Annotated in this window: 20 protein-coding genes; 11 read left to right on the plus strand and 9 right to left on the minus strand. The window is 66.5% G+C overall.

Annotated elements, in window-relative coordinates; translation table 11 throughout:
* Positions 1 to 32 precede the first annotated feature (32 nt).
* The 4 genes from ACQPXH_RS27270 to ACQPXH_RS27285 all read left to right on the plus strand — a co-directional run bounded on the left by ACQPXH_RS27270 (position 33) and on the right by ACQPXH_RS27285 (position 5,532).
* Complete coding sequence (locus ACQPXH_RS27270; protein ID WP_433599328.1) at positions 33 to 1,769, plus strand: sensor histidine kinase; 1,737 nt, start codon at positions 33 to 35, stop codon at positions 1,767 to 1,769.
* A gap of 195 nt (positions 1,770 to 1,964) precedes the next feature.
* Positions 1,965 to 2,879, plus strand: coding sequence for a universal stress protein (locus tag ACQPXH_RS27275; protein ID WP_433599329.1), 915 nt, complete (start codon positions 1,965 to 1,967; stop codon positions 2,877 to 2,879).
* A 129-nt stretch (positions 2,880 to 3,008) separates the two neighbouring features.
* Positions 3,009 to 4,385 carry a DUF5933 domain-containing protein gene (locus ACQPXH_RS27280; RefSeq protein WP_433599330.1) on the plus strand — a complete coding sequence of 459 codons (1,377 nt, stop codon included), beginning with the start codon at positions 3,009 to 3,011 and terminating at the stop codon, positions 4,383 to 4,385.
* Complete coding sequence (locus tag ACQPXH_RS27285; protein ID WP_433603597.1) at positions 4,351 to 5,532, plus strand: AI-2E family transporter; 1,182 nt, start codon at positions 4,351 to 4,353, stop codon at positions 5,530 to 5,532. Before ACQPXH_RS27280 ends, ACQPXH_RS27285 begins: the two co-directional genes overlap by 35 nt.
* Positions 5,533 to 5,557: 25 nt before the next feature.
* Here ACQPXH_RS27285 and ACQPXH_RS27290 read toward each other — a convergent pair whose 3' ends face one another.
* Entirely contained in the window at positions 5,558 to 6,409 is an 852-nt protein-coding gene (locus tag ACQPXH_RS27290; protein ID WP_433599331.1) for a 3-hydroxyacyl-CoA dehydrogenase, read from the minus strand.
* A gap of 151 nt (positions 6,410 to 6,560) precedes the next feature.
* Positions 6,561 to 6,752, minus strand: coding sequence for a hypothetical protein (locus ACQPXH_RS27295; RefSeq protein WP_433599332.1), 192 nt, complete (start codon positions 6,750 to 6,752; stop codon positions 6,561 to 6,563).
* A 171-nt stretch (positions 6,753 to 6,923) separates the two neighbouring features.
* On the opposite strand from ACQPXH_RS27295, the gene ACQPXH_RS27300 reads away from it, so the two are divergent.
* A complete protein-coding gene (locus ACQPXH_RS27300) occupies positions 6,924 to 7,286 on the plus strand; it encodes a helix-turn-helix domain-containing protein (protein WP_433599333.1) in 363 nt (120 codons plus the stop codon).
* On the opposite strand, the gene ACQPXH_RS27305 is transcribed toward ACQPXH_RS27300, so the two are convergent.
* The 3 genes from ACQPXH_RS27305 to ACQPXH_RS27315 all read right to left on the minus strand — a co-directional run bounded on the left by ACQPXH_RS27305 (position 7,287) and on the right by ACQPXH_RS27315 (position 8,829).
* Positions 7,287 to 7,880, minus strand: a complete 594-nt coding sequence (locus ACQPXH_RS27305) for a ClpP family protease (protein WP_063043076.1) — start codon at positions 7,878 to 7,880, stop codon at positions 7,287 to 7,289.
* On the minus strand, positions 7,877 to 8,482 hold the full coding sequence (locus tag ACQPXH_RS27310) for a ClpP family protease (RefSeq protein ID WP_433599334.1): 606 nt from the start codon (positions 8,480 to 8,482) through the stop codon (positions 7,877 to 7,879). Before ACQPXH_RS27310 ends, ACQPXH_RS27305 begins: the two co-directional genes overlap by 4 nt.
* 71 nt (positions 8,483 to 8,553) lie before the next feature.
* Positions 8,554 to 8,829: a DUF2277 domain-containing protein gene (locus ACQPXH_RS27315; RefSeq protein WP_063043074.1), complete on the minus strand. Its 276-nt coding sequence runs from the start codon at positions 8,827 to 8,829 to the stop codon at positions 8,554 to 8,556.
* A 425-nt stretch (positions 8,830 to 9,254) separates the two neighbouring features.
* Here ACQPXH_RS27315 and ACQPXH_RS27320 point away from each other — a divergent pair, with 425 nt between their 5' ends.
* A complete protein-coding gene (locus ACQPXH_RS27320) occupies positions 9,255 to 14,132 on the plus strand; it encodes an HAD-IC family P-type ATPase (RefSeq protein ID WP_433599335.1) in 4,878 nt (1,625 codons plus the stop codon).
* Between the two features lie 134 nt (positions 14,133 to 14,266).
* Here ACQPXH_RS27320 and ACQPXH_RS27325 read toward each other — a convergent pair whose 3' ends face one another.
* From ACQPXH_RS27325 to ACQPXH_RS27340, 4 genes are all read right to left on the minus strand, one after another.
* Positions 14,267 to 14,833 (minus strand): hemerythrin domain-containing protein, encoded by a 567-nt coding sequence (locus ACQPXH_RS27325; RefSeq protein ID WP_433599336.1) that lies wholly within the window; start codon positions 14,831 to 14,833, stop codon positions 14,267 to 14,269.
* A complete protein-coding gene (locus tag ACQPXH_RS27330; protein ID WP_433599337.1) occupies positions 14,830 to 16,626 on the minus strand; it encodes a thiamine pyrophosphate-requiring protein in 1,797 nt (598 codons plus the stop codon). The genes ACQPXH_RS27325 and ACQPXH_RS27330 overlap by 4 nt, the downstream gene beginning before the upstream one ends.
* A 62-nt stretch (positions 16,627 to 16,688) precedes the next feature.
* A complete protein-coding gene (locus ACQPXH_RS27335; protein ID WP_433599338.1) occupies positions 16,689 to 16,877 on the minus strand; it encodes a hypothetical protein in 189 nt (62 codons plus the stop codon).
* A gap of 40 nt (positions 16,878 to 16,917) precedes the next feature.
* Positions 16,918 to 18,174 carry a serine hydrolase domain-containing protein gene (locus ACQPXH_RS27340; protein ID WP_433599339.1) on the minus strand — a complete coding sequence of 419 codons (1,257 nt, stop codon included), beginning with the start codon at positions 18,172 to 18,174 and terminating at the stop codon, positions 16,918 to 16,920.
* A 94-nt stretch (positions 18,175 to 18,268) separates the two neighbouring features.
* Between ACQPXH_RS27340 and ACQPXH_RS27345 the strand changes: the two genes are divergently transcribed.
* From ACQPXH_RS27345 to ACQPXH_RS27365, 5 genes are all read left to right on the plus strand, one after another.
* Positions 18,269 to 18,598: a plasmid stabilization protein gene (locus tag ACQPXH_RS27345; protein WP_433599340.1), complete on the plus strand. Its 330-nt coding sequence runs from the start codon at positions 18,269 to 18,271 to the stop codon at positions 18,596 to 18,598.
* Between the two features lie 4 nt (positions 18,599 to 18,602).
* Positions 18,603 to 18,734 (plus strand): hypothetical protein, encoded by a 132-nt coding sequence (locus ACQPXH_RS27350; RefSeq protein WP_433599341.1) that lies wholly within the window; start codon positions 18,603 to 18,605, stop codon positions 18,732 to 18,734.
* Between the two features lie 115 nt (positions 18,735 to 18,849).
* Positions 18,850 to 19,413 (plus strand): nucleotidyltransferase family protein, encoded by a 564-nt coding sequence (locus tag ACQPXH_RS27355; RefSeq protein WP_433599342.1) that lies wholly within the window; start codon positions 18,850 to 18,852, stop codon positions 19,411 to 19,413.
* Positions 19,414 to 19,665 carry a BON domain-containing protein gene (locus tag ACQPXH_RS27360; RefSeq protein WP_063043059.1) on the plus strand — a complete coding sequence of 84 codons (252 nt, stop codon included), beginning with the start codon at positions 19,414 to 19,416 and terminating at the stop codon, positions 19,663 to 19,665.
* An 18-nt stretch (positions 19,666 to 19,683) separates the two neighbouring features.
* Positions 19,684 to 20,406, plus strand: a complete 723-nt coding sequence (locus ACQPXH_RS27365) for a metallophosphoesterase family protein (protein WP_433599343.1) — start codon at positions 19,684 to 19,686, stop codon at positions 20,404 to 20,406.
* The last annotated feature ends 5 nt before the right edge of the window (positions 20,407 to 20,411 follow it).

Below are 20,411 nucleotides of genomic sequence, written 5' to 3' on the forward strand. Positions count from 1 at the left end.
ATGGGGTAAGAAGTCCGGGCAGAATACAAATCATGGCAGACGAGTCGACCGACTCCGGTCAGCCACCGGTGACGGAAACTTTGTCTCAACTGCGACTTCGTGAACTTCTCGGCGAAGTCCAGGACCGCATCGCCCAAATGGTCGGCGTCCGCGACCAGATGGACCGCCTGATCGAGGCCATGCTGGTCGTCACCGCCGGATTGGACCTGGACAACACGCTGCGCTCGATCGTGCACACCGCCATCGAGTTGGTCGACGCCGGATACGGCGCGCTCGGCGTGCGCGAAACCGATAACACCAGCAACGAGCTCGCCGAATTCGTCTACGAGGGCATCAACGACCGCACCCGGATCATGATCGGCGATCTGCCGCGCGGTCACGGAGTCCTCGGCCTGCTCTTCGAACAACCGAAACCCATTCGGCTGCGGGATCTTTCGAAGCATCCCTCGTCGGTCGGCTTCCCCGCCCACCACCCGCCGATGCACACCTTCCTCGGCGTACCGGTGAAGGTTCGCGACGAGATCTTCGGCAACCTGTACCTGACCGAGAAGGCCGGTGGGCAGGAATTCACCGACGACGACGAGGTCGTGGTGCGGGCGCTGGCCGCCGCCGCGGGTATCGCCATCGCCAACGCCCGCCTGTACGAACAGTCCCGAATCCGCCAGCAATGGCTGGAAGCCAACCGCGATGTGGCCACCGAACTACTCGCCGGCGGCGAATCGAACGAAGTGCTGGAGTTGGTCACCGACCGGGCACTGCAGCTGACCCAATCGGCGTGCAGCTTCCTCTCACTGCCCGAAGATCCGGATATTCCGCCCGACGAAGTGACCGATCTGGTCGTGGTCGCCGCGGCCGGTGTCGATGCGCAAAAGCTGACCGGACAGCGCATTCCGATAAACGAATCGCACTCGGGCATCGCATTTCGGGAGAACCGGGTCCTTTCGGTCGATCGGCTCCAATACAGCCTGCGGTTCGGCAACTCGACCGAATTCGGTCCGGCGCTGGTGCTGCCACTGCGGGCCGAACGGACGGTTATCGGTGTGCTCACGGTCCTGCGTCCACCAGCGGCCGGGCCGATCGACATCGCAGTGCAGGCGATGATGGCGGACTTCTCCGTCCAAGCCGCGCTGGCACTGCAACTTGCCCGAAGCCAGCGCCGCAGCCGCGAACTCGACGTGCTCTCCGACCGCGACCGGATCGCGCGTGACCTGCACGACCATGTCATCCAACGCCTGTTCGCGGTCGGTCTCTCGCTGCAGGGCACTGTCCAGCGGGTCCGCGTGCCCGAGGTCAGATCTCGGCTCACGGAAACCATTCAGGACGTCCAGTCGATCGTGCAGGAAATCCGGCATTCGATCTTCGATCTGCACGAGAGCACCACCGCGGATTCTCCGACGCTACGCAAACGGCTGCACGGCATCGTCGCCGACATGATCGGCGAAAGCGGGTTGCGCACCACGATTCGCCTCGCCGGTCCGGTCTCGGTGCTGACACCGCCGCTGTCGGAGGATGTCGAAGCGGTGCTGCGCGAGGCGGTGAGCAATGCGGTGCGGCACGCGTCGGCGACGGCGGTATCGGTGCGGCTCCGGGTGCGCGACGATGTCACCATCGAGGTGACCGATGACGGTGTCGGCGTGCCCGACGACCTGGCACGGATGAGCGGATTGGCGAATCTGGCGACACGCGCCGAGCAGGCGGGCGGCAGTTTCAGCGTGATCAAGGGCGAGCACGGGGGCACGACGTTGCGCTGGTCGGCACCGTTGCCCTGAACGTGTGAACCTGAACCATGTGAACCTGAACCGTGTCACCCAGGCGGGGCCGTCCGGGTGCTGCGCCATCCGAACACCATGCAGACATGAGCGGCCTTTGTGCCCTGCGGTTGGTGACCAATGCCAGGCGTGTGCGACCACCTCGAATTCCTAACCTACGGGTAGCCGCAATCTCGGAACCCGAAGGGACTTCCCATGACCGCCCAGCACCGCGATGAATCTCACCGGCTGGCGTCGGCCGAAGTAGTGGTCGGAACCGACGGCTCCGAGGCGGCAGATCTCGCCGTCCGCTGGGCCGCCGAGACCGCCTCCCAGCGGGGCAGGCGGCTGCGCATCGTGCACGGTCTCGACCTTGCGGCGGCGGGGTCGGTCTACGGGATGTACGACGTGATCATGCCCCCGGTGATCAACGCGATCCGCCGCGAAGGCGCGGACGTGCTGCGCGCCGCACGCCGACTCGCCCATCAGGTCGATCCGGGCCTGACCGTGGAAACCGAACTCTCCGAAGCCAATCCGGCACACCTGTTGATCGAGCTGTCCGAGGCGGCGCATCTGGTCGCGATCGGCACGGCGGGTTCCGGCGGCAGCCTGAACTATCTCGGATCGACGCTGCTCGCGGTCGCCAGCCATGGACGCGGTGCGATCGTGGTCGTGCGTCACACCGGCACCGAACAGCAGACTCGGCGGGTCGGCCCGGTTGTGCTCGGTATCGACGGCGGACCGGGAAGCACGGCCGCCGTCGGGGCCGCGTTCGCCGAAGCCAGCGAACGCAGAACCCGACTCGTCGCCGTCCACGCTTGGAGCGACCTGTATTTCGATCGCGTCGCCGGCCTCCCCTACGGTGTCTGCGATCACGACGCCGAGACCACCGGGCAGGCGATCCTGGCCGAGCAGCTCACCGGCTGGCAAGAGAAGTACCCGGACGTGCAGGTCGTCCGCAAGGTGTATCTGTCGGGTCCGCGGCAGGCACTGCGCGAATGGTCGCGATCGGCCCAACTGCTCGTGGTCGGCAGCCGAGGGCGCGGCGGATTCCGCGGACTGCTGCTCGGCTCCACCAGCGATGCACTGGTCCAGACCGCGCACTGCCCGGTCATGGTCGTCCGCCCCTGATAACCGGCCACCCCAGCCGGCGCTTCAGCAAGCTCCGGCACTGACCGGTCCGCAAGCGCGCGCAGTGAGTTCACAGGCTGCGTTAATCGGGACGCACGATGGTGTTCACATCCTGTTTACGATGTCGGGATGTTGATTCAGGACGCGCAGGAGAGATCGGTTGCACCCCCGGGGGAAGTGGGCACTGCGCGTCCGTGGCGAACTCGATTGATCTGGGGCAGTATCGCGGGCGCGGTCGCGGTGTTGATCGCTGGGCAGTTGATGGCCGTGCATATCAATGCGCTCGGGCCGCTGACCAGTCTTTCTTGGGACTACGTCGGGCGGCCCAAGTCGGCGACCACGCCGTGGGCCGGGTTTCTGCTGGCGCTGATCGGCGTCTCCTGGAATGTGCGGGTACGTGCGCTGGCGGCCGCGGTCGGCATCGATGTGGTCTTCGTGATCATTCGCGCGATCGAGGGGCGGTTGTTCACGGTCGGGAACGGTCCGACGATTGTGCTCACCGCGCTGGCGGTGATCGCCGCGGTGCGCTGGACCGGCGCGCGACGCGAAACCGCGCTGCGCACAATCGCTCTCGGTGCGCTGCTGATTCTGGCGACGAAGGTCGGCGAGATCTGGCTGGACATCACCGCATGGGCCTGCCCGACCGTCCTGGATCCCTATGCGGAACTGGCCGATCACGCGCTCGGCAATCCGTCGTGGCTCATCGGACAGGTACTCGGCGCGGCAGGACCGGTGCCGCTGGGTGTGGTGCGTTGGGTGTATTTCGAACTGCCGGTCGCGGCCATTGTGGTCGCGGCGTGGCAGCTGCGCGGCGTCACCGCGGGTATGTGGCCACGGCACTATCTGGTACGCACATTCCTGACGCTCGGTGTGGTCGGCCCGCTGTTCTATGTGGTCTTCCCGGTCGTCGGGCCGGTGCTCGCGTTCGGCCCGGAGGGCCACGGTTTCGAACTCGCCGATATCTGGCCGAATGTCGTTGCGGCACTGCCGTCCTCGGTCGATTCGATGCCCTTCGACGGCATCACACCGCGTAACTGCATGCCGTCACTGCATACGGCGTGGGCGCTGTCGCTGTTCATCCACTCCCGGCGCGGACCGCTCTGGTTGCGCTGGGGAGGTACGTTCTGGCTGGTCTGCACCCTCGTCGCGACGCTCGGTCTCGGTGCCCACTACGGCGTCGATCTCGTCGCGGGCGCGGCACTGTGCCTGACCGTCGAATCCGTGCTGCGCGATCCGGACCGGGACTGGGATCGCGGCCGCGCCCAGGTGGTGGCCTTCGGTATCGCGACCTTCGCGGGGGTGCTGCTGTGCGTGCGGTTCCTCGCGCTGCCGATGGCGAACTACCCGTTCCCGTTCGGCGTCGCGATTGTGGGCGTCTTCGCCGCGCTGGCATTCACCTTCCATCAGACCTGGTTCGCCGCTAATGACTCGGCAGCGCTCGAGCCGCTGAGTCCTGCGCAGCGTGCCGATGATGGCACCGCCCGGCCGTCGACCGTGCCAGACTGACGGCGTGAGTGAGCAGGAAGGCACCGAGAAGACCCGCCCACCGACTCGCGATCGCGGCGACGCGATCGGCAAGGGACTCATCTGGCTGGCCAAATGGTCACTGTGCATTGTGGCGATCGCGGCGGGCGCGTGGGTGCTCGGCACCGTCATCGCCGCGCTCTGGGTAGTGCTGCTGCCGATCGCGCTGGCGCTGATCGTCGCGACAATACTGTGGCCGCCGACCCGCTGGCTCACCGCGCACGGCTTTCGGCCCGGCGCCGCGGCAACGGTCACCCTGCTCGGATTCATCGGAGTCCTCGCCGGTGTCATCGCCCTGATCGTCCCGTCGGTCGTGGACCAGGCCCCGGAGCTGGCCGATAAATCCACCGAGGGTGTCAACAAGGTGCGCGATTGGCTGCACGGTCCGCCGCTGCGCATACGCGACGAACAGTTGCAAGCCGCGGTGGACGCGATCACGCAGCGGCTGAAGTCCAGTTCGGAACAGATCGCCTCGGGCGTCTTCACCGGCGTGACCACCGCGACCTCCACGCTGGTGACGCTGTTTCTGGTGCTGGTACTGGCGTTTTTCTTCGTCAAGGACGGTCCACGGCTGTTGCCGTGGGTGCATGCCGTGCTCGGCAGTCGCGGCGGCAGGCACCTCGAGGAGGTGCTGGATCGCATCTGGTCCACCCTCGGCGGATTCATCCGCGTACAGGCGCTGGTAAGTCTGATCGACGCGGTGTTCATCGGCGCCGGACTGGTGATCCTGCACGTCCCACTGGCATTCGTGCTGGCGGTGATCACCTTCATCGGCGGCTTCGTGCCGATGGTCGGCGCGTTCGTCGCCGGGGCGCTGGCGGTGCTCGTCGCGCTGGTGGGCAATGGCGTCACCACCGCGCTGATCGTGCTCGGCATCATCATCGCCGTCCAACAGTTGGAAGGCAATGTGCTGCAACCGGTCCTGCAGGCCCGCAGCATGAAATTGCATGCCGTGGTGGTCCTGGTCGCGATCACCGCGGGCGGCTCCCTCTACGGCATTGTCGGCGCCTTCCTCGCGGTACCGGTAGCGGCGGTCCTCGCCGTGGTAGCCCGCTACCTCGGCGAGCAGATCGACGTCGTCACCGCACCCCCCGACGAATCTCCCGAACCCGAGCCCGCGCCGGAATAACCGCATCCGGTGGTCGTGCTGTGAGCTATTCGGAGTACTTGTAGAAACCCTCTCCGGTGGCGATGCCGAGCTTGCCCTTGTCGATGTAGTTGGTCTTGAGCCAGGCCGCGAGCTGCTGTCCCTCTTCGCCGCCGTTGACCAGGATGTTGTAAGGGGTGGTCAGTCCGATGACGTCGAGCATCTGGAATGGGCCGACCGGTGCGCCGGTGCCGATCCGCCAGGTCTTGTCGACCGCCTCCGGTTCGGCGAATCCGCCCGCGCCGAGCGCCATGGCCGCATTGAGCAGCGGCACGAGCAGCGAATTGAGGACGTAACCCGCCTTCTCCTTGTGCAACTCGATCGGCTCCATGCCGATCCCGGCGGCGAACTCGACGACCGCCCGAAAGACCTGCGGATCGGTCTCGGGCGTACCCATCACCTCGGCGGTGTTGTGTCGCCACACCTGATTCGCGAAGTGCAGCGCGAGGAATTTGTCGGGGCGGCCGGTGTAGTCCTTGATATCGCTGGGCAGCAGGGTGGACGAATTGGTGGCGAAGATCGTCTTCGCCGGTGCGAGTTCGCCCAGCTGCCGGTAGGTCTGCTCCTTGATGGTGAGCACCTCGGGCACCGCCTCGATCACGAGGTCGGCATCCTGCACGGCCGCGGCCAGATCCGTCGTCGCGACGATGCCCGCCTCGGTCGTCTCGGCCTTGGTATCACCGCCCGGCACTTCGATGCGATAGGTCGCCGCGAGCTTGGCGAAACGGTCGCGAGCACCCGCGACGGTCTCGTCGCTGATGTCGTAGGCGATGACATCGAATCCGTGAAATGCGGTCTGGAATGCGATCTGCGATCCCAGTACCCCGGTTCCGAGGACGGTCACCTTGCGGATGGTCATCTGCTATCTCCTTGCTTCGGGGGCACGGTCCGCCCCGGATGTACGCGCCGAGGTGTCGGCAGCGTTCGAAGCCGGCCGCACCCTCGAAGAAACCTACGCGCTGTGCACAGATCCGTGGACCACCGATCTCGACCCCGAATTCGCTACTGCGCTAAGTGGATACGAGATTCCCTTCGATCTCGCCGAGCGGTGCGATCGCGGGCGGTGTGCTGGTCGGCCTGCTGGGCGTGGGCGCGGGTGCGGCGAGCGCCGATCCGGGCAGGATCAGCGTCCGGGTATCGAGCAGCAACAGCAGGGCCACGGTCAGCAGCGCGGGGATCAGCGCCAGGACCGGCAGCGGCATGATCAGCAGCCCCAGGCCATGGCTTCTGGTTCTTCGGCCAGTGGATTCCGCTGCCCTGATCTCGACTCGATGCGAAAGGCCCTGTGTCCGTTGGCATGGGGCCTTCGTCGGCTTGTCCGCCCACAGCGTAATGCCAGGCCGGATCGGCCAGCGCGGCCGTACGCTCTCCCTATGACCGAGCTGCACTCGATCCAGGGCGGACGCGACAACCGACCTCGCCACACCGAGGAACCGCTGTGGCGCGAGGTGCTCGGCGAACGGCTGCGCACGCTGCGGCGTGAGCAACGCGAGACCCTCGTCGAAACCGCAAGTCGCGCGGGTATTTCGCCGCAGTACCTCTCGGAGGTGGAGCGTGGCCGCAAGGAACCGTCGAGCGAGATGATCGCGGCGCTGGCCGGTGCGCTCGGCACCACCCTGTTCGGTCTCACCGAGCAGGTGGCCGACGAATTACGCACTCATCGTCGGCTCACCTCCGTCCGGCAGGGCACGCCGCGAGCCAGTGCTGGACCTACCCTCATGGCACTGGCCGCTTGATCAGTCGGCGCGGGCACCCAGCACGTTGTCGACCAGGCCGTAGTCGACGGCCGCCTGGGCGGTGAAGACGCGGTCGCGGTCGGTGTCGTGACGCAGTCGCTCAGCTGGTTGGCCAGTGTGCCGCGACAGGATCGACTCGATTTCGGCGCGCATTCGCACCAGCTCGTCGGCCTGCAGGATCAGATCGGGAATCGCTCCCTGACCGCGGGCGGCAGGCTGATGCAGGACGACCCGGGCGTGCGGCAGCAAGGAGCGGCGACCGGGTTCCCCACCGGCCAGCAGTACCGCGCCGACGGCGATGGCCTGGCCGACGCAGGTCGTCGCCACCGGGGCCTTGATGAATTGCATGGTGTCGTACACCGCGAGCATCGCGGACAGATCGCCGCCCTCGCAGTTGATGTACAGATTGATCTCCTGCTCCGGACTCTCCGATTCCAGGTGCAACAGCTGGGCGATGAGCGCATTGGCCACGCCGGAATCGATCGGGGTCCCGAGGTAGACGATCCGCTCGGCGAGCAGGTGGGAGTAGATATCGGTGATCCGCTCGCCGCCGCGCGGATGCTGAGCGATCACATTGGGAATGGTGTACGTCATGCCGAAATTCCGATCCGCTGGCGCTGGGGCACGATTTCCCCGAACGAGCCGACAATGTGGTCGATGAAGCCGTATTCCTTGGCCTGTGCCGCGCTGAACCAGCGGTCGTGCAGCGAATCCTCGTAGATGCGGTCGTACGGCTGGCCGGTGTCCCCCGCGATGATGCCGAGCACGGTCTCCACGGTGTAGCGCAGGTCATCGGCCTGCACCTCGACGTCGACGGCACTGCCGCCGATTCCGGCCGAGCCCTGATGCATCAGCACCCTGGCGTGCGGCAGGGCGAACCGCCGACCCGGCGTACCCGCCGACAGAAGGAATTGCCCTGCGCTGCAAGCCAATCCGAGTGCCAGGGTGGAGACCTCGCAGGGCACCAGCCGCATCACATCGCGAATGGCGAGCATTGCCGGAACCGAACCACCCGGGGAATGGATCCACAAAGAGATCCCGGAATCGGCATCCTCGGCCGCCGAGGTGAGCAGTTGCGTCATCAGCAACGTGCCGTTGTCGTCGTCGAGCGGTCCGTCCAGCACCAGAATCCGCCTGCTGAGCAGCTGCTCCCTGGCGCGCCAACTGAACAACGGTGTCTTGTCATCGTGAGCCATGACTCCACCGTGCCGCGCGCCTACCCGAAAATCTCGCCACGCTGCCGACAGCAGATCTGCTCAGAGCAGCGTCAGTCGTGCGAATGCGCGTGGATGCGCGCCTGCACCTCGGGCCGCCGCAGCGGCGGCACGTTCTTGGGCGGAACCTTCCGCTCGGGCAATTGTTCGAGCAGCCGCATGGTCGCGGCCGCGATATCGGCGACCGCGGCATCGACCGCAGGGCGCGTAGCTGCGGAAATACTGGAAAGCCCGCCGACCTTGCGGACGTACTGCAATGCCGCGGCATGCACTTCTTCCGGGGTGGCGGCGGGTTCGAGCCCACGCAGGGCAGTGATATTTCGGCACATATCCCGAGGCTAGCTCGGGTCGGCATGAGTTTTAAGGGGCGAGGCCCGCGCGCGCAGGTGCGAAACCGATGTGCCGATCGCACGGAACCGAGGTTTGCGCGCCACCTTTCTCCGATCAGGGAACAGATGCGCACAGTCGTTATGTCGTATCGAGTGGCCGGGTCTGACACTTTTCCGGTGTCGACGGTCGCGTGGTTGGCCGTGCTCGGTCCGCGCCATTGTGGGCCTCGTCCTCGTCGACGGTGCCGGGCAACCCCGCAATTCGTTTGGACCTTCACGTTCGAAGGTCGGCATGTAATGCCGATACCCGTTGGGGAGACGGCCGATCCGGTGCCGTAGAGCACCGTGGCGCGGTGCCTGAAATCCCAGCCGACAACCATTTTCGGCGTCCGTTTGCATCTGGTGATGCCGGGTAGTTGCCAAATATGGGCAGGCGTGACGGTTTGGCACCGTGGTGGATCGAGGCACCGGCAGCGGCGATTACCGGTGTGGTGCGCACCGGGGTATCGACGGCCGTCGGACTAGGCGTACAACTCGTCGAAGCGCCGTTTCATGCGGCGCAAGCCGTGGCCGATGCCGCCGCTTCGGTCGTCGATACCGCCGCCGCCGGAGTCGACGAATTGGCTCCCCAACCGGAGAGTCCGCTGGGCGATGACCTGCTCGATCTCGTCGACCCGCATGAGCGGCGGGCCAACCGTCGGGTCGCCCTGCGCGAGGACAAGGCGACGATCGAGGTGCGCGGACTGAGCTCCGAGCGCGGCGCTGCCCTGGCGCGGACATTGGACGAGCGGCTCGGCAAGTTGCGTGGTGTGCGGTGGTCGCATGTCAATGCGGTGACCGGTCGGGTGGTCGCCACGCTGCGCGAAGGCGCGACCGGATTGCCGGAACTGCTCGAGGTCATCGAGGGGATCGAGGCCGACAGCAATGTCGCCGAAATGGACTGGAGTCGCACCGTCGAGTACCCGGAGGACCGGGAACCGTTGCTGGCGGCGGGAATTCAGGTGGCGAGCGAGGTTTTCGCCATTGCGGTGTGCACGGTCGGCGCGCGGTTACCGTTCGGTGGGCCTGCGCGCGCGGTGCGGGCGGCGGCCACTTTCTTCGACACCCAACCACGACTGCGCACAATGCTCGAATCCCGATTCGGGCGCTCCCGCACCGATATGGCCCTCACCGTCGTCACCGCGATCGGAACGGCATTCGGCGAGAACGCCGCCGACGGCATTACGAATCTGCTGGCCGATACGGCCCAGCGCACCTTCCTGCTCGGTGAGGCCATCGCCCAGCGCTTGGAATGGCGCAACTGGGAGTCCGACCTGGTGTGCCGCGAACACCCCGACGTAACCGAACCCCTACCGCCCTACACCCGCCCCACCGGCCTGCCACCCGGCCCGATCGAGCGCGTCGGCGACGAAACAGCGGCCGGATCGCTGATCGGCACCGCCGCATTCGTCGGCCTCGGCCGCATAGGCGACGCCGCCGATGCCCTCGGCCTCGGCGCACCGAAAGCTGCCCGGGCCTCCCGCGAGGCCTTCGCCGCGAGCGTCGACATGGTCCTCGCGCGGGCAGGGGTACTCACACTGCATCGAGGTGCGTGGCGTCGTTTGGACCGGCTGACCACGCTGGTAATCGACGGCGAAGCTCTGCTCACCTCGCGACGGCTGGTACTCGACGTCGAGTCGGCCGATGCCGAATGGTCGACCGGGAAGGTCTGGAGCGCAGCACAGCGACTGATGTGGTCGTCGGAGGGTGACGATGAAGCCCCGACCGAGGACCGGGAGGCCGCGACACAGGGGGACGCGGGCGGCACGACCGGGAGGAACAACCAAGCCTCGAGTGAGGGCAACAAGAAAGCCGCCACCAACGGCCACAAGCGGGCCGCAACCGGAGGCAAGGCGCGAGCCACCACCGGGAGCGACGAACAAGCCGCCGCCCGGACTGACGGGGAGGCCACGCCCCGGGGCGCCGCAACCGACGGCCACAAGAAGGGCTCGGCCGAGGGCGACAAGCAGGACGCCACCGTGGACAACGCCGCGGGCGACAAGCAGGCCGTTACTGTGGGGGACGAAGAGAAAACAGAGGACCAGTCGCTGCAACTGGTGCATCCCAACTCTGGGGCTCGGGACCGGGGTGCCACCATTCGGCCGGTCTGGCGCGAATTGCGCGATGGGGACCGCACGATCGGGCGGGTGTTGCTCGGGCGGGAGCTCGATTCGAGCGCGCATGATGTGTTGACTGCGGCGCGGCGGGCCGGGTTGCGCGTGGTGCTTGTCGCGCATGAGGATGCGCACGAATTGCGTTCGCTTGCCGATGAATTCGTCTCGGCGACATCATCGGTGAGCAAGCTGGTCGAGCGACTGCAGCAGGACGGGCAGGTTGTCGGAGTGCTGAGCCCGCGCGCCCATAAGGCGTTGGCCCGAGCTGATGTGGCGCTCGGGTTGTTCACTGCCGATCACTGCGAACCGCCGTGGGCGGCGGACGCCATCTGCCGGGATCTGGGGCAGGTGCAGCGCGTACTCGCGACTGTCGCGCCCGCTCGGGAGGTCAGCGATCGTGGCCGCACCCTGGCCTTGTCGGCGTGTGCGCTCGGTGGGTTGCTGCTCGCCGTCACTCCGACCAGGAACGCCCGGACGACACCGATGGTCGCCGCACAGCTGACCGCCCTGATAACCGGGGCGCGCAAGGGCATCCGAGCCGCCGCGTCCGCACCGCCCGCCACAATCGCACCCCTATTACCTTGGCACGCACTGGAATCCAACGAAGTACTCGGACGCCTACCGCAACCTCCGGCGCTCGACGAGCGCGCGATTCCGGCCCGAGCCGAACAGAGCTTGCTCACAAGAACTTTCGCACCGATGACGACCTACGCCCGCCATCTGCGCCACGAACTGGATGATCCGCTGACACCGATCCTCAGCGTCGGCGCCGTCGCCACCGCCATACTCGGCGAGCCGTCCGATGCCATACTTCTCGCCTCCGTGCTGACCGTGAATGCGGTGATCTCGGCTGGTCAGCGCCAGCGTGCCGAGAGCGAATTGCAGGACCTGCTCGAAGGCGAACAACTCACCGGTCGCCTGATCGACCGCGATGCGATCGACGAGGCCGACCCGACCACAGAATCCGTGCCCGCGGACGCTCTCGCCATCGGCGACATCCTGGTCGTCCGCGCGGGCGATGTGGTGCCCGCCGATGCCCGATTACTGCGCGTGGACGAACTCGAAATGGATGAGTCCGGTCTGACCGGCGAATCGGTGACGGTCGAAAAGAATCTCGCCGCCACACCCGGCGTGGCACTCGGCGAACGCACCTGCATGATCTTCGCGGGCAGCACCGTCGTGAACGGGTCGGGTCTGGCAGTCGTGGTCGCGGTCGGCCCCGACACCCAAGCCGGTCGCGCGGCCGCGGGCGCGGTGCCGCCGGACAAGGGCGGCGTACAGGCCCAACTGCGGCAGCTCACCAATCATGCCCTACCGCTCACCCTTTCGGGCGGGGCCCTGGTCACCGCGCTGGGCAGCCTACGCGGCCGGATGCTGCGCGATGCGATCTCCGACGGCGTCGCCGTCGCGGTGGCCGCGGTGCCGGAGGGATTGCCCCTGGTCGCCACCGTGGCACAGCTGGCGGCCGCGCGTCGGCTGTCGCGCTACGGCGTGCTGGTCCGCGCCAGCCGCACCGTCGAGGCACTCGGCCGCGTCGACACCCTGTGCTTCGACAAGACCGGCACCCTCACCGAGGGACGGCTGCGGCTCACCATGCTGGCCGACCTGGACAACCAGTGGTCACCAGACGACGAATCCGACGATGCGCGCCGACTGCTGCGCGCCGCCGCCCGCGCCTGCCCGGATCCGGACGCCGGACCGGTGCTGCACGCCACCGACCGCGCCGTACTGGATGCCGCCGAAAACCTCGGCGACGATGCGCACCCGTGGGATCAGATCGAGGAGATCCCATTCGAATCCAATCGTGGCTACGCCGCGGTGCTCGGCCAAACGACGCGCAAGCTGCGCCTGATCGTGAAGGGCGCGCCCGAAGTCGTACTCCCCCGCTGCACCAAAGCACTTACCGCGGAACAGATCTCCGAAGACGTGCACAAGCGCGCGCGGGCGGTCATCGATGATCTCGCCGAACAGGGCCTGCGCGTACTCGTCGTCGCCCGCCGCGACCTCTCCGACGAGCCCGATGATGTCGAACGTGCCGTGGACGAACTCACGCTGCTCGGCTTCATCGGCATCGCCGACACCCCGCGACCCCAGACGCTGCCGCTGGTAACAGCCTTGCAGGACAACGATATCGGCGTGCGGATGATCACCGGCGATCATCCGGTCACGGCGGCGGCGGTGGCCCGCCAACTCGGCATCACCGTGGATACCGTCACCACCGGCGCCGATCTGGATCGGCTCGACGATACCGAGCAAGCCGAGCTCATCGAACGCAGCACCGTCTTCGCCAGGGTCGATCCGGAGCAGAAAGTGCGCATCGTGGCCGCGCTGCGTCGCAACGGACACGTAGTCGGCATGACCGGCGACGGCAGCAATGACGCCGCCGCGATCCGCAGCGCGGACATCGGAATCGGTTTGGCCGCACGCGGATCCGCGGCCGCCCGCAATGCGGCGGATCTGGTGCTCACCGATCCGGATCCGTTCGCCCTGCTGCACGCCCTGGTAGAAGGACGCGGCATGTGGCAGCGCATTACCGACGCGGTGGGCGTGCTGGTCGGGGGCAATGCCGGCGAGATCGCCTTCACCGTCTACGGCACGGTGGTCGGCGGACAGGCGCCACTGGGCACCAGGCAATTCCTGCTGGTGAACATGCTCACCGATATGTTTCCCGCACTGGCCCTGGCTCTTTCACCGGACCGCGACAGCCCGGATCCGCACGATGTGGAGCACGGTGCCGAGCAGCGCGCACGGCAATTGGCGGAGATTCCGCCTGCCCATCTCGGTCCCGACCTCACCCGCACGATCGCAGTACGCGGCGTTGCCACGGCGGCGGGTGCATGCACGGCGTGGACGCTCGGCCGCTACACCGGAACCCGACGCCGCGCGGCCACCATCGGACTGGTCGCGCTCATCGGTACCCAACTAGGCCAGACACTCGTCTCCGGCCACCGCAGTCCCCTGGTCTGGGTCACCACCGCAGCCAGCGGCGTGGTTCTCGGCGCGGTCGTCATGGTCCCGGGGCTGTCCGCTTATTTCGGTTGCACGCCACTGGGTCCCGTCGGCTGGACCATCGCCACAACCTCCGCCGCCGCAGCGACCGCGGGCTCGACCGTCCTTCCGCGCCTACTGCCCGGCACTCACGAAGGCTGACCTCGCCGGGCTACCGCGTCCACTACAACCACCCACTGGCAATCAGTCCGGCAACAGCTGCCGTGCCGAAGACCAGCCAAGCGGCGTAATCGCCCACCAGCCGACGACTTCCGCCGCCGCCGCGATGCGTCCACTCATCGGTCGTCGTCTCGACGCCAGTCCCGCACCGCATCGCGCGCCCGGTCGAATACCGCCAGCGGCGGGCCGGCCAGCAGATTCGCCAGCGCGGATTCCCCGGTCTTCGGATGCGGCCGGGTCGGTGCGACCGCTTCGGCGGCCCGCACCGAACCCGCCATTCGCTCCAACTGATGCACCGAAAATTGTTGGCGCAAAAGGGCGAATTCCTCGTTCTCCTCGCGGTTGGCATGGTCGATCACCGCATCGGCGAATTCGGCCAGCTTGCCATCGAAGTCCGGGTGATCGACACCGAGGTTGTATAGGTCGGCGAGCGCACGCTTGGCGTGGTTCTCCTCGTCCGTGCGGTCTCCGACCATCTTGTCCGCCCCGAAACGGGCACGGGCGGCGACGGGATGCACGGCCTCCTCTTCGGCGCTCTCGTGCACCGCGAGCAACCGGACCAGTTCCTTGAACAGCTCCGCCTTATTGCCCTGCCCGGATTCCAGTTGGGCGAAAAGCTCTTTGATCTGCTTGTGCTGTGCCGTCAGCAGATCGACGACGTCCTCGGTCGATGGCAAGGTCATGACGAACTCCGATGCGGCACGAATTCCTGCGCCTTGGTCTTGACGCCCTGCCACATCAGATGCCAGCCATCCGGATCGCCGCGCATAACCGCCTCCGCGGTGTCCTTCATCTGCTCATAGGTCGCATGCGGCGGAATCGGCGGCACCTCGGGATCGCAGCGCACATCGATCAGCACCGGCCGATCCGCGCTCAGCGCCAGGCTCCATGCGTCGGCGAGCTGATCCGGATCGTCGATCGCGACCGACGGCAAACCCATACAGCGCGCGAGATCGGCGTAGGAGGTCTCCGGAAGTATCTGCGACTCTTCGAATTTCGGTGCGCCACCCATGGAACGCAGCTCCCAGGTGACCTGATTCAGATCATTGTTGTGGAAGACGCACACGATCAGCCGGGGATCACTCCACTGCCGGTAATAGCGTGCGATGGTGAGCAGTTCGGCCATTCCGTTCATCTGCATGGCGCCGTCGCCGACCAATGCGATCGCCGGTCGTTCCGGATGCGCGAACTTGGCGCCGATGGCATAGGGCACGCCGGGCCCCATGGTCGCCAGGGTGCCCGAGAGCGAGCCGCGCGTACCGATGCGGAATCGCAGGCAGCGGGCATACCAGTTGGTGGACGAGCCGGAGTCCGCGGTGACGATCGCATTATCCGGAAGCTGTTTCGACAGTTCCCAAACCACGCGCATCGGATTGACCGGTTTGGCCTGCAACATCGCCTGCCGCTCGACCGTCTCCCACCAGCGGACCACATCCTGCTCGATCTTCTCCCGCCAGGATCGGTCCTCCTTGCGGCGCAGTAGCGGAACGAGTTCGGCCAGTGTGGCTTTCGCGTCACCGACCAGATTCACCTCGGTCGGATAGCGCATGCCGATCAAGGTGCCGTCGATATCGATCTGCACGGCACGCGCCTGACCGAACTCCGGCATGAACTGGGTGTAGGGGAAATTCGACCCGACGATGACCAAAGTGTCGCAGTCGCGCATCATCTCATAACTCGGCCTGCTGCCGAGCAGCCCGATCGGCCCGGTGACGAACGGCAGATCATCCGGCAGCACATCCTTGCCGAGCAGTGCCTTCGCCACACCCGCACCGGTGAGTTCCGCGAGTTCGACCACCTCGCGCGCGGCCGAGCGTGCGCCCTGGCCGACGAGCACCGCGACCTTGGATCCGGCCTCGATGATCTCGGCGGCGCGTTCGATCTCGTTGTATGGCGCGACCACCGTCGCGGTCAGCGCATGCGGTGGGCTGGACGGCACCTGCTTGAACTCGTGTTCGGGCGGCTCGTAGGGCTCTTCCTGCAGATCGGCGGGGATGATCACCGCGGTGGGCGCATGCCGGGTCATCGCCGTTCGGAACGCCCGGTCCAGCGCGTTGGGCAATTGGCTCGAGACATTTACCTCGACCAGATAGTCGCTCGCAACATCCTTGAACAGACTCTGCAGGTCGACTTCCTGCTGATAGCTGCCACCCATGGCGCTGCGCGCGGTCTGACCGACGATCGCCACGACCGGGACATGGTCTAGTTTGGCGTCGTAGAGGCCGTTCAGCAGATGGATCGCACCGGGTCCCGAGGTGGCCGTGCAGACGCCGACCTTCCCACTGAACTTGGCGAACCCGGTGGCTTGGAAGGCCGCCATCTCTTCGTGCCTGGCCTGCACGAACTGTGGTTTGTTGTTCGCGCGACCGAAAGCGGCGACAAGGCCGTTGATGCCGTCGCCGGGGTATCCGAACACTTGGTCGACGCCCCACTCGCGTAGTCGCTGCAGGACGTAGTCACCAACCTGTTGCTTCATGAGGATCTCCTGTTGGTATCCGGGTTGGTCAGACCGGTGATACCCAGCGAATGGGCGGACAATCAGCGGGTGTGCCGCGCACCGGAGTGGGTAGCCGCACTGTGCCTGGACACGACGTCTCGATAGCCTGCGCCGAAGACGAACTCATGCCGGCCATCCGCAAGCGCGAGCCCGGAACCCTGGTCCTGGCAGACGGTTTCAGCTGCCGAACCCGAATCGAGCACCTGGATCCGCAAGCCCGGCCTCGGCACGCGGCACAAATCCTCGCCGAGGCGATCCGCGACAACGGAATCAGTCGGTGTCGAACAGCCGATCGGCGGGCGCGAGTTGGCCGATGGTGTTCGAGATCTGGGCGACCAGAGCCCAGGGGCGCTGGGCATCGGTGGTGGCCTTGCCGCTGGTGAGGATCGCACCGGAGAGTCCGCGGGTGGGATCGGCCCAGCCGTATTGGGTCGTCAGGCCGCTGCGGCCGAAGTGCGACTGGGTGTTACGCCCGAACTTCGAGCGACGAGCGCCGAGTTCGAAGCCCGCGGTGCTGACTCGTCCGGCCAGACCGGGTAGGCGACGTGCCGGGCGGATCGCTTCGCGGAGGGTGTCGGGCTCGACGATTCGGACGCCGTCGAGTTCGCCACCACGAGTGAGGATTTCGTAGAAGCGGGACAGCTCGTAGGCGGTGGTGACGATATTTCCCGACGGCAGTTCGGCGGTGAGGAAATCCCGATTCGCGGATTTGGCGGTCGCACCGTCCATCCGGCCGCCGAGGGCCTTGCGCGCCAAAAGTATCGACATGCGCGACGGTGGCGGGCCGGTCTTCACGCTTGGCACGACCTTGTCGACGTCCTCGGGCCGGACCCCGAAGTTGTTCCAGCGGAAGCCCAACGGTTCGAGCACCTGTTCGGCGAGATGTTCGCGCATCCGCTTCCCGGTGGCCCGCCGCACCAGCAGCCGTTGGATCAAACCGCTGGTCAATGCGTGGTAGACCCGGAACCGCCCCCGCGGCCAACTCGGCACCAGATCAGCCAACCCCTGTACGGCCAACTCCTCGTCGAGCACCAGCTCGACGCCCTTGTGCGGCGGCGTAATGAACGGCACTCCGGCCGAATGCGACAGCACATCGCCGATGGTGATCGCATCCTTGCCGTGCGCCGCGAACTCCGGAATGTATTCGCACACTGGATCATTCAGCGCGAACGCACCCTGTTCGATGAGCATGAACATCAGCGTCGCGGCCACACCCTTGGCCGTGGAGAACCCGCAGAACAGCGTCTCCGGCGTCGCGAGCACCTGCTCCGCATCCGGACCGTCTTTCGGTGCATTCCCCCAGCCGTGCCCGATCGCCCGATTCAGCACGATTTTTCCATTGCGCCGCAGACAGGTCTGAATCGCGGGCGTCGTCCCCATCCGGTACCACGCCTGCACCGACGCCCACAGCGCCGCGACGTCGTCGTCGGTCAACCCGGCATCGGCCGGATCGTCCTCGTGCCCGACCGTCGTCACCGCGTCCAGATCATCGGCGACGGTCACCAACGTGCCAGGAGCCACCTTCACCCGGCCAGCATATCGACGCTGGTCTTCCCCCGATCGAGCCCACGCCCTGGTTTCCCGAAACGAGCCGGGGTACTCGACGGACAGGAGGTGTGACATGCCGAAGGAATGGAGCAATAAGCAGGAACGGCAGTACGAGCACATCGAGGACTCGGCGGAGGATCGGGGCGAGAGCGAGCAGCGGGCGAAGGAAATCGCTGCGCGGACGGTCAACAAGAATCGCGCTCGAGCCGGGCAGTCGAAGACCGCAAGCCGTTCCTCGATAAAGGACAAGTCGCCACAGCAGCGCGGTGGGCAACGCTCGGGCCGCGGTGGTCCGAAGGGTCCGACCCGCGACCAGCTGTACAACGAGGCCAAGAAGCGCAATATCAAAGGCCGCTCGAAGATGAGCAAGGGCCAGCTCGAGCGGGCATTGGGTAGGGGCTGAGGATATGGCCGCGCCGGGCGCCGACCGGCTCAACGAGGACAGCCGCAAGGCGGTTTCGGTGGCGGTCGGCGCGATCGCCGAACGCCGGCGTCGACCGGATGCGGGCATCGACTTCGGCGCGCACGGCGTTCGATGACCGTGCGCACCGGCGCAATACACAGGCGTGGTTGAGCCGGGGGCTCGAGACATTGGCCAGCGGGTTGCGTCGGCATTAGGCGATTAGCCGACCGAACCGCGGGTATGGCGCACATATGGTCCCGACGATCGACCAACTGCTGCACGCGCTCACCCGGGCGGTGAACACGCTGGCGGATGCCGGTATCCGCTTCGCGGTCGCGGGGGGTTGCGCGGTGTACGCGCGCGGCGGGCCCGCCTCGGAGCACGACGTCGACATCTTCATCAAACCCGCCGACCTGTCGCAGGCCCGCGGTGTGCTGGCTCGCGGCGGATTGCGGGTCGCCGATCCGCCCGAGGACTGGCTGACCAAGGTCTATGACGGCGGCGTCCTCATCGACCTGATCTACCGGCCGAACAACCGTGCCGTCACCGACGAATTGCTCGATCGCGCCGACATGATGCGTGTCGGCCCGACAATGGCGCCGGTGATCAGCGCGACCGACCTGATGATCGACAAATTACTGGTCTTCGATGCGCACCGACTCGACCTGAGCCCATTGCTGACGATCGCACGCGATCTGCGCGAACAAGTGGATTGGGAGCGGGTGCGCAAGGAAACCGACATTTCGCCCTACGCCCGGGCCTTCCTCGGATTGCTGGACGATCTCGGAGTAATCGAACCGAAACGGGTGGTGTGAATGGATCGACCGCAATATCTGGTCGCGCACCTACGCCGGGCGCTGGCCGAGGATCCGCGCACCGCCGAGCTCGGGGTGCAGGTGACGATCCGCGGCGATGTCGTCGTCCTCGGCGGCGAGGTGAGCAGTATCGAACGCAAGCTGCAGATGGAAAAGGTAGTGCGCGAACAGCTTCCGCGCGCCCACATCCACAACGACGTGCACGTCACGCCGCCCTGCGCACCGGGAGCCGCCGAGGCGCTGGCGGACTGAGACCGGAAGGAGTGTGGCATGCGGATCGCGGCAATCGGTGACATCCATCTCGGCGCCGAGTCGGGCGGCGAACTCCGCCCGGCACTCGCGGAACTGCACGACCGCGCCGATGTGCTGCTGCTGGCCGGTGACCTCACGCGGCACGGCACGATCGAGGAAGGCCGCGTCGTCGCCGCGGAATTCGCCGATCTCGGCGTTCCGGTCGTCGCGGTGCTCGGCAATCACGACCACCACAGCGACGCGCAGCACGAGATCACGGGCGAGCTCACCGATCACGGCATGACCGTATTGGAGGGCACCGCAATGGAATTCGCGGTCGACGGACATACCCTCGGCATCGCGGGGACGAAGGGCTTCGGCGGTGGTTTCGCGGGCAAATGCGCGAGCGTCTTCGGTGAACGCGTGATGCGCGAATTCGCCTCGCACACCGTCGACCTCGCGGAGATGCTGCGCGACGCACTGGCGGGCCTGCACACCGACATCACGATCGCACTGACCCACTACTCCCCGATCAGCGACACCCTGCACGGCGAGCCACGCGAAATCTACCCGTTCCTCGGTTCCTATCTACTCGGCGAAACCATCGATGATCAGCGCGCCGACCTCGCGATCCACGGGCACGCGCACGCGGGCACCGAGCGCGGCACCACCCCGGGCGGCATCCGGGTACGCAATGTGGCTCAACCGGTGGTGCGCACCGCGTACGTCATCTACGAGCTCTCACCGGAAACAAAAGAATAATAAGG

It is taken from the genome of Nocardia sp. CA-135953 (genome assembly GCF_050955735.1).
Classification (GTDB): domain Bacteria; phylum Actinomycetota; class Actinomycetes; order Mycobacteriales; family Mycobacteriaceae; genus Nocardia.

Excerpts from the sequence above, each read along its gene's own strand:
- ACQPXH_RS27270 (WP_433599328.1), top strand. The coding sequence starts at position 33 with ATGGCAGACGAGTCGACCGACTCCGGTCAGCCACCGGTGACGGAAACT.
- ACQPXH_RS27275 (WP_433599329.1), top strand. The coding sequence starts at position 1,965 with ATGACCGCCCAGCACCGCGATGAATCTCACCGGCTGGCGTCGGCCGAA.
- ACQPXH_RS27280 (WP_433599330.1), top strand. The coding sequence starts at position 3,009 with ATGTTGATTCAGGACGCGCAGGAGAGATCGGTTGCACCCCCGGGGGAA.
- ACQPXH_RS27285 (WP_433603597.1), top strand. The coding sequence starts at position 4,351 with ATGGCACCGCCCGGCCGTCGACCGTGCCAGACTGACGGCGTGAGTGAG.
- ACQPXH_RS27290 (WP_433599331.1), bottom strand. The coding sequence starts at position 6,409 with ATGACCATCCGCAAGGTGACCGTCCTCGGAACCGGGGTACTGGGATCG.
- ACQPXH_RS27295 (WP_433599332.1), bottom strand. The coding sequence starts at position 6,752 with ATGCCGCTGCCGGTCCTGGCGCTGATCCCCGCGCTGCTGACCGTGGCC.
- ACQPXH_RS27300 (WP_433599333.1), top strand. The coding sequence starts at position 6,924 with ATGACCGAGCTGCACTCGATCCAGGGCGGACGCGACAACCGACCTCGC.
- ACQPXH_RS27305 (WP_063043076.1), bottom strand. The coding sequence starts at position 7,880 with ATGACGTACACCATTCCCAATGTGATCGCTCAGCATCCGCGCGGCGGC.
- ACQPXH_RS27310 (WP_433599334.1), bottom strand. The coding sequence starts at position 8,482 with ATGGCTCACGATGACAAGACACCGTTGTTCAGTTGGCGCGCCAGGGAG.
- ACQPXH_RS27315 (WP_063043074.1), bottom strand. The coding sequence starts at position 8,829 with ATGTGCCGAAATATCACTGCCCTGCGTGGGCTCGAACCCGCCGCCACC.
- ACQPXH_RS27320 (WP_433599335.1), top strand. The coding sequence starts at position 9,255 with ATGGGCAGGCGTGACGGTTTGGCACCGTGGTGGATCGAGGCACCGGCA.
- ACQPXH_RS27325 (WP_433599336.1), bottom strand. The coding sequence starts at position 14,833 with ATGACCTTGCCATCGACCGAGGACGTCGTCGATCTGCTGACGGCACAG.
- ACQPXH_RS27330 (WP_433599337.1), bottom strand. The coding sequence starts at position 16,626 with ATGAAGCAACAGGTTGGTGACTACGTCCTGCAGCGACTACGCGAGTGG.
- ACQPXH_RS27345 (WP_433599340.1), top strand. The coding sequence starts at position 18,269 with ATGCCGAAGGAATGGAGCAATAAGCAGGAACGGCAGTACGAGCACATC.
- ACQPXH_RS27350 (WP_433599341.1), top strand. The coding sequence starts at position 18,603 with ATGGCCGCGCCGGGCGCCGACCGGCTCAACGAGGACAGCCGCAAGGCG.
- ACQPXH_RS27355 (WP_433599342.1), top strand. The coding sequence starts at position 18,850 with ATGGTCCCGACGATCGACCAACTGCTGCACGCGCTCACCCGGGCGGTG.
- ACQPXH_RS27360 (WP_063043059.1), top strand. The coding sequence starts at position 19,414 with ATGGATCGACCGCAATATCTGGTCGCGCACCTACGCCGGGCGCTGGCC.
- ACQPXH_RS27365 (WP_433599343.1), top strand. The coding sequence starts at position 19,684 with ATGCGGATCGCGGCAATCGGTGACATCCATCTCGGCGCCGAGTCGGGC.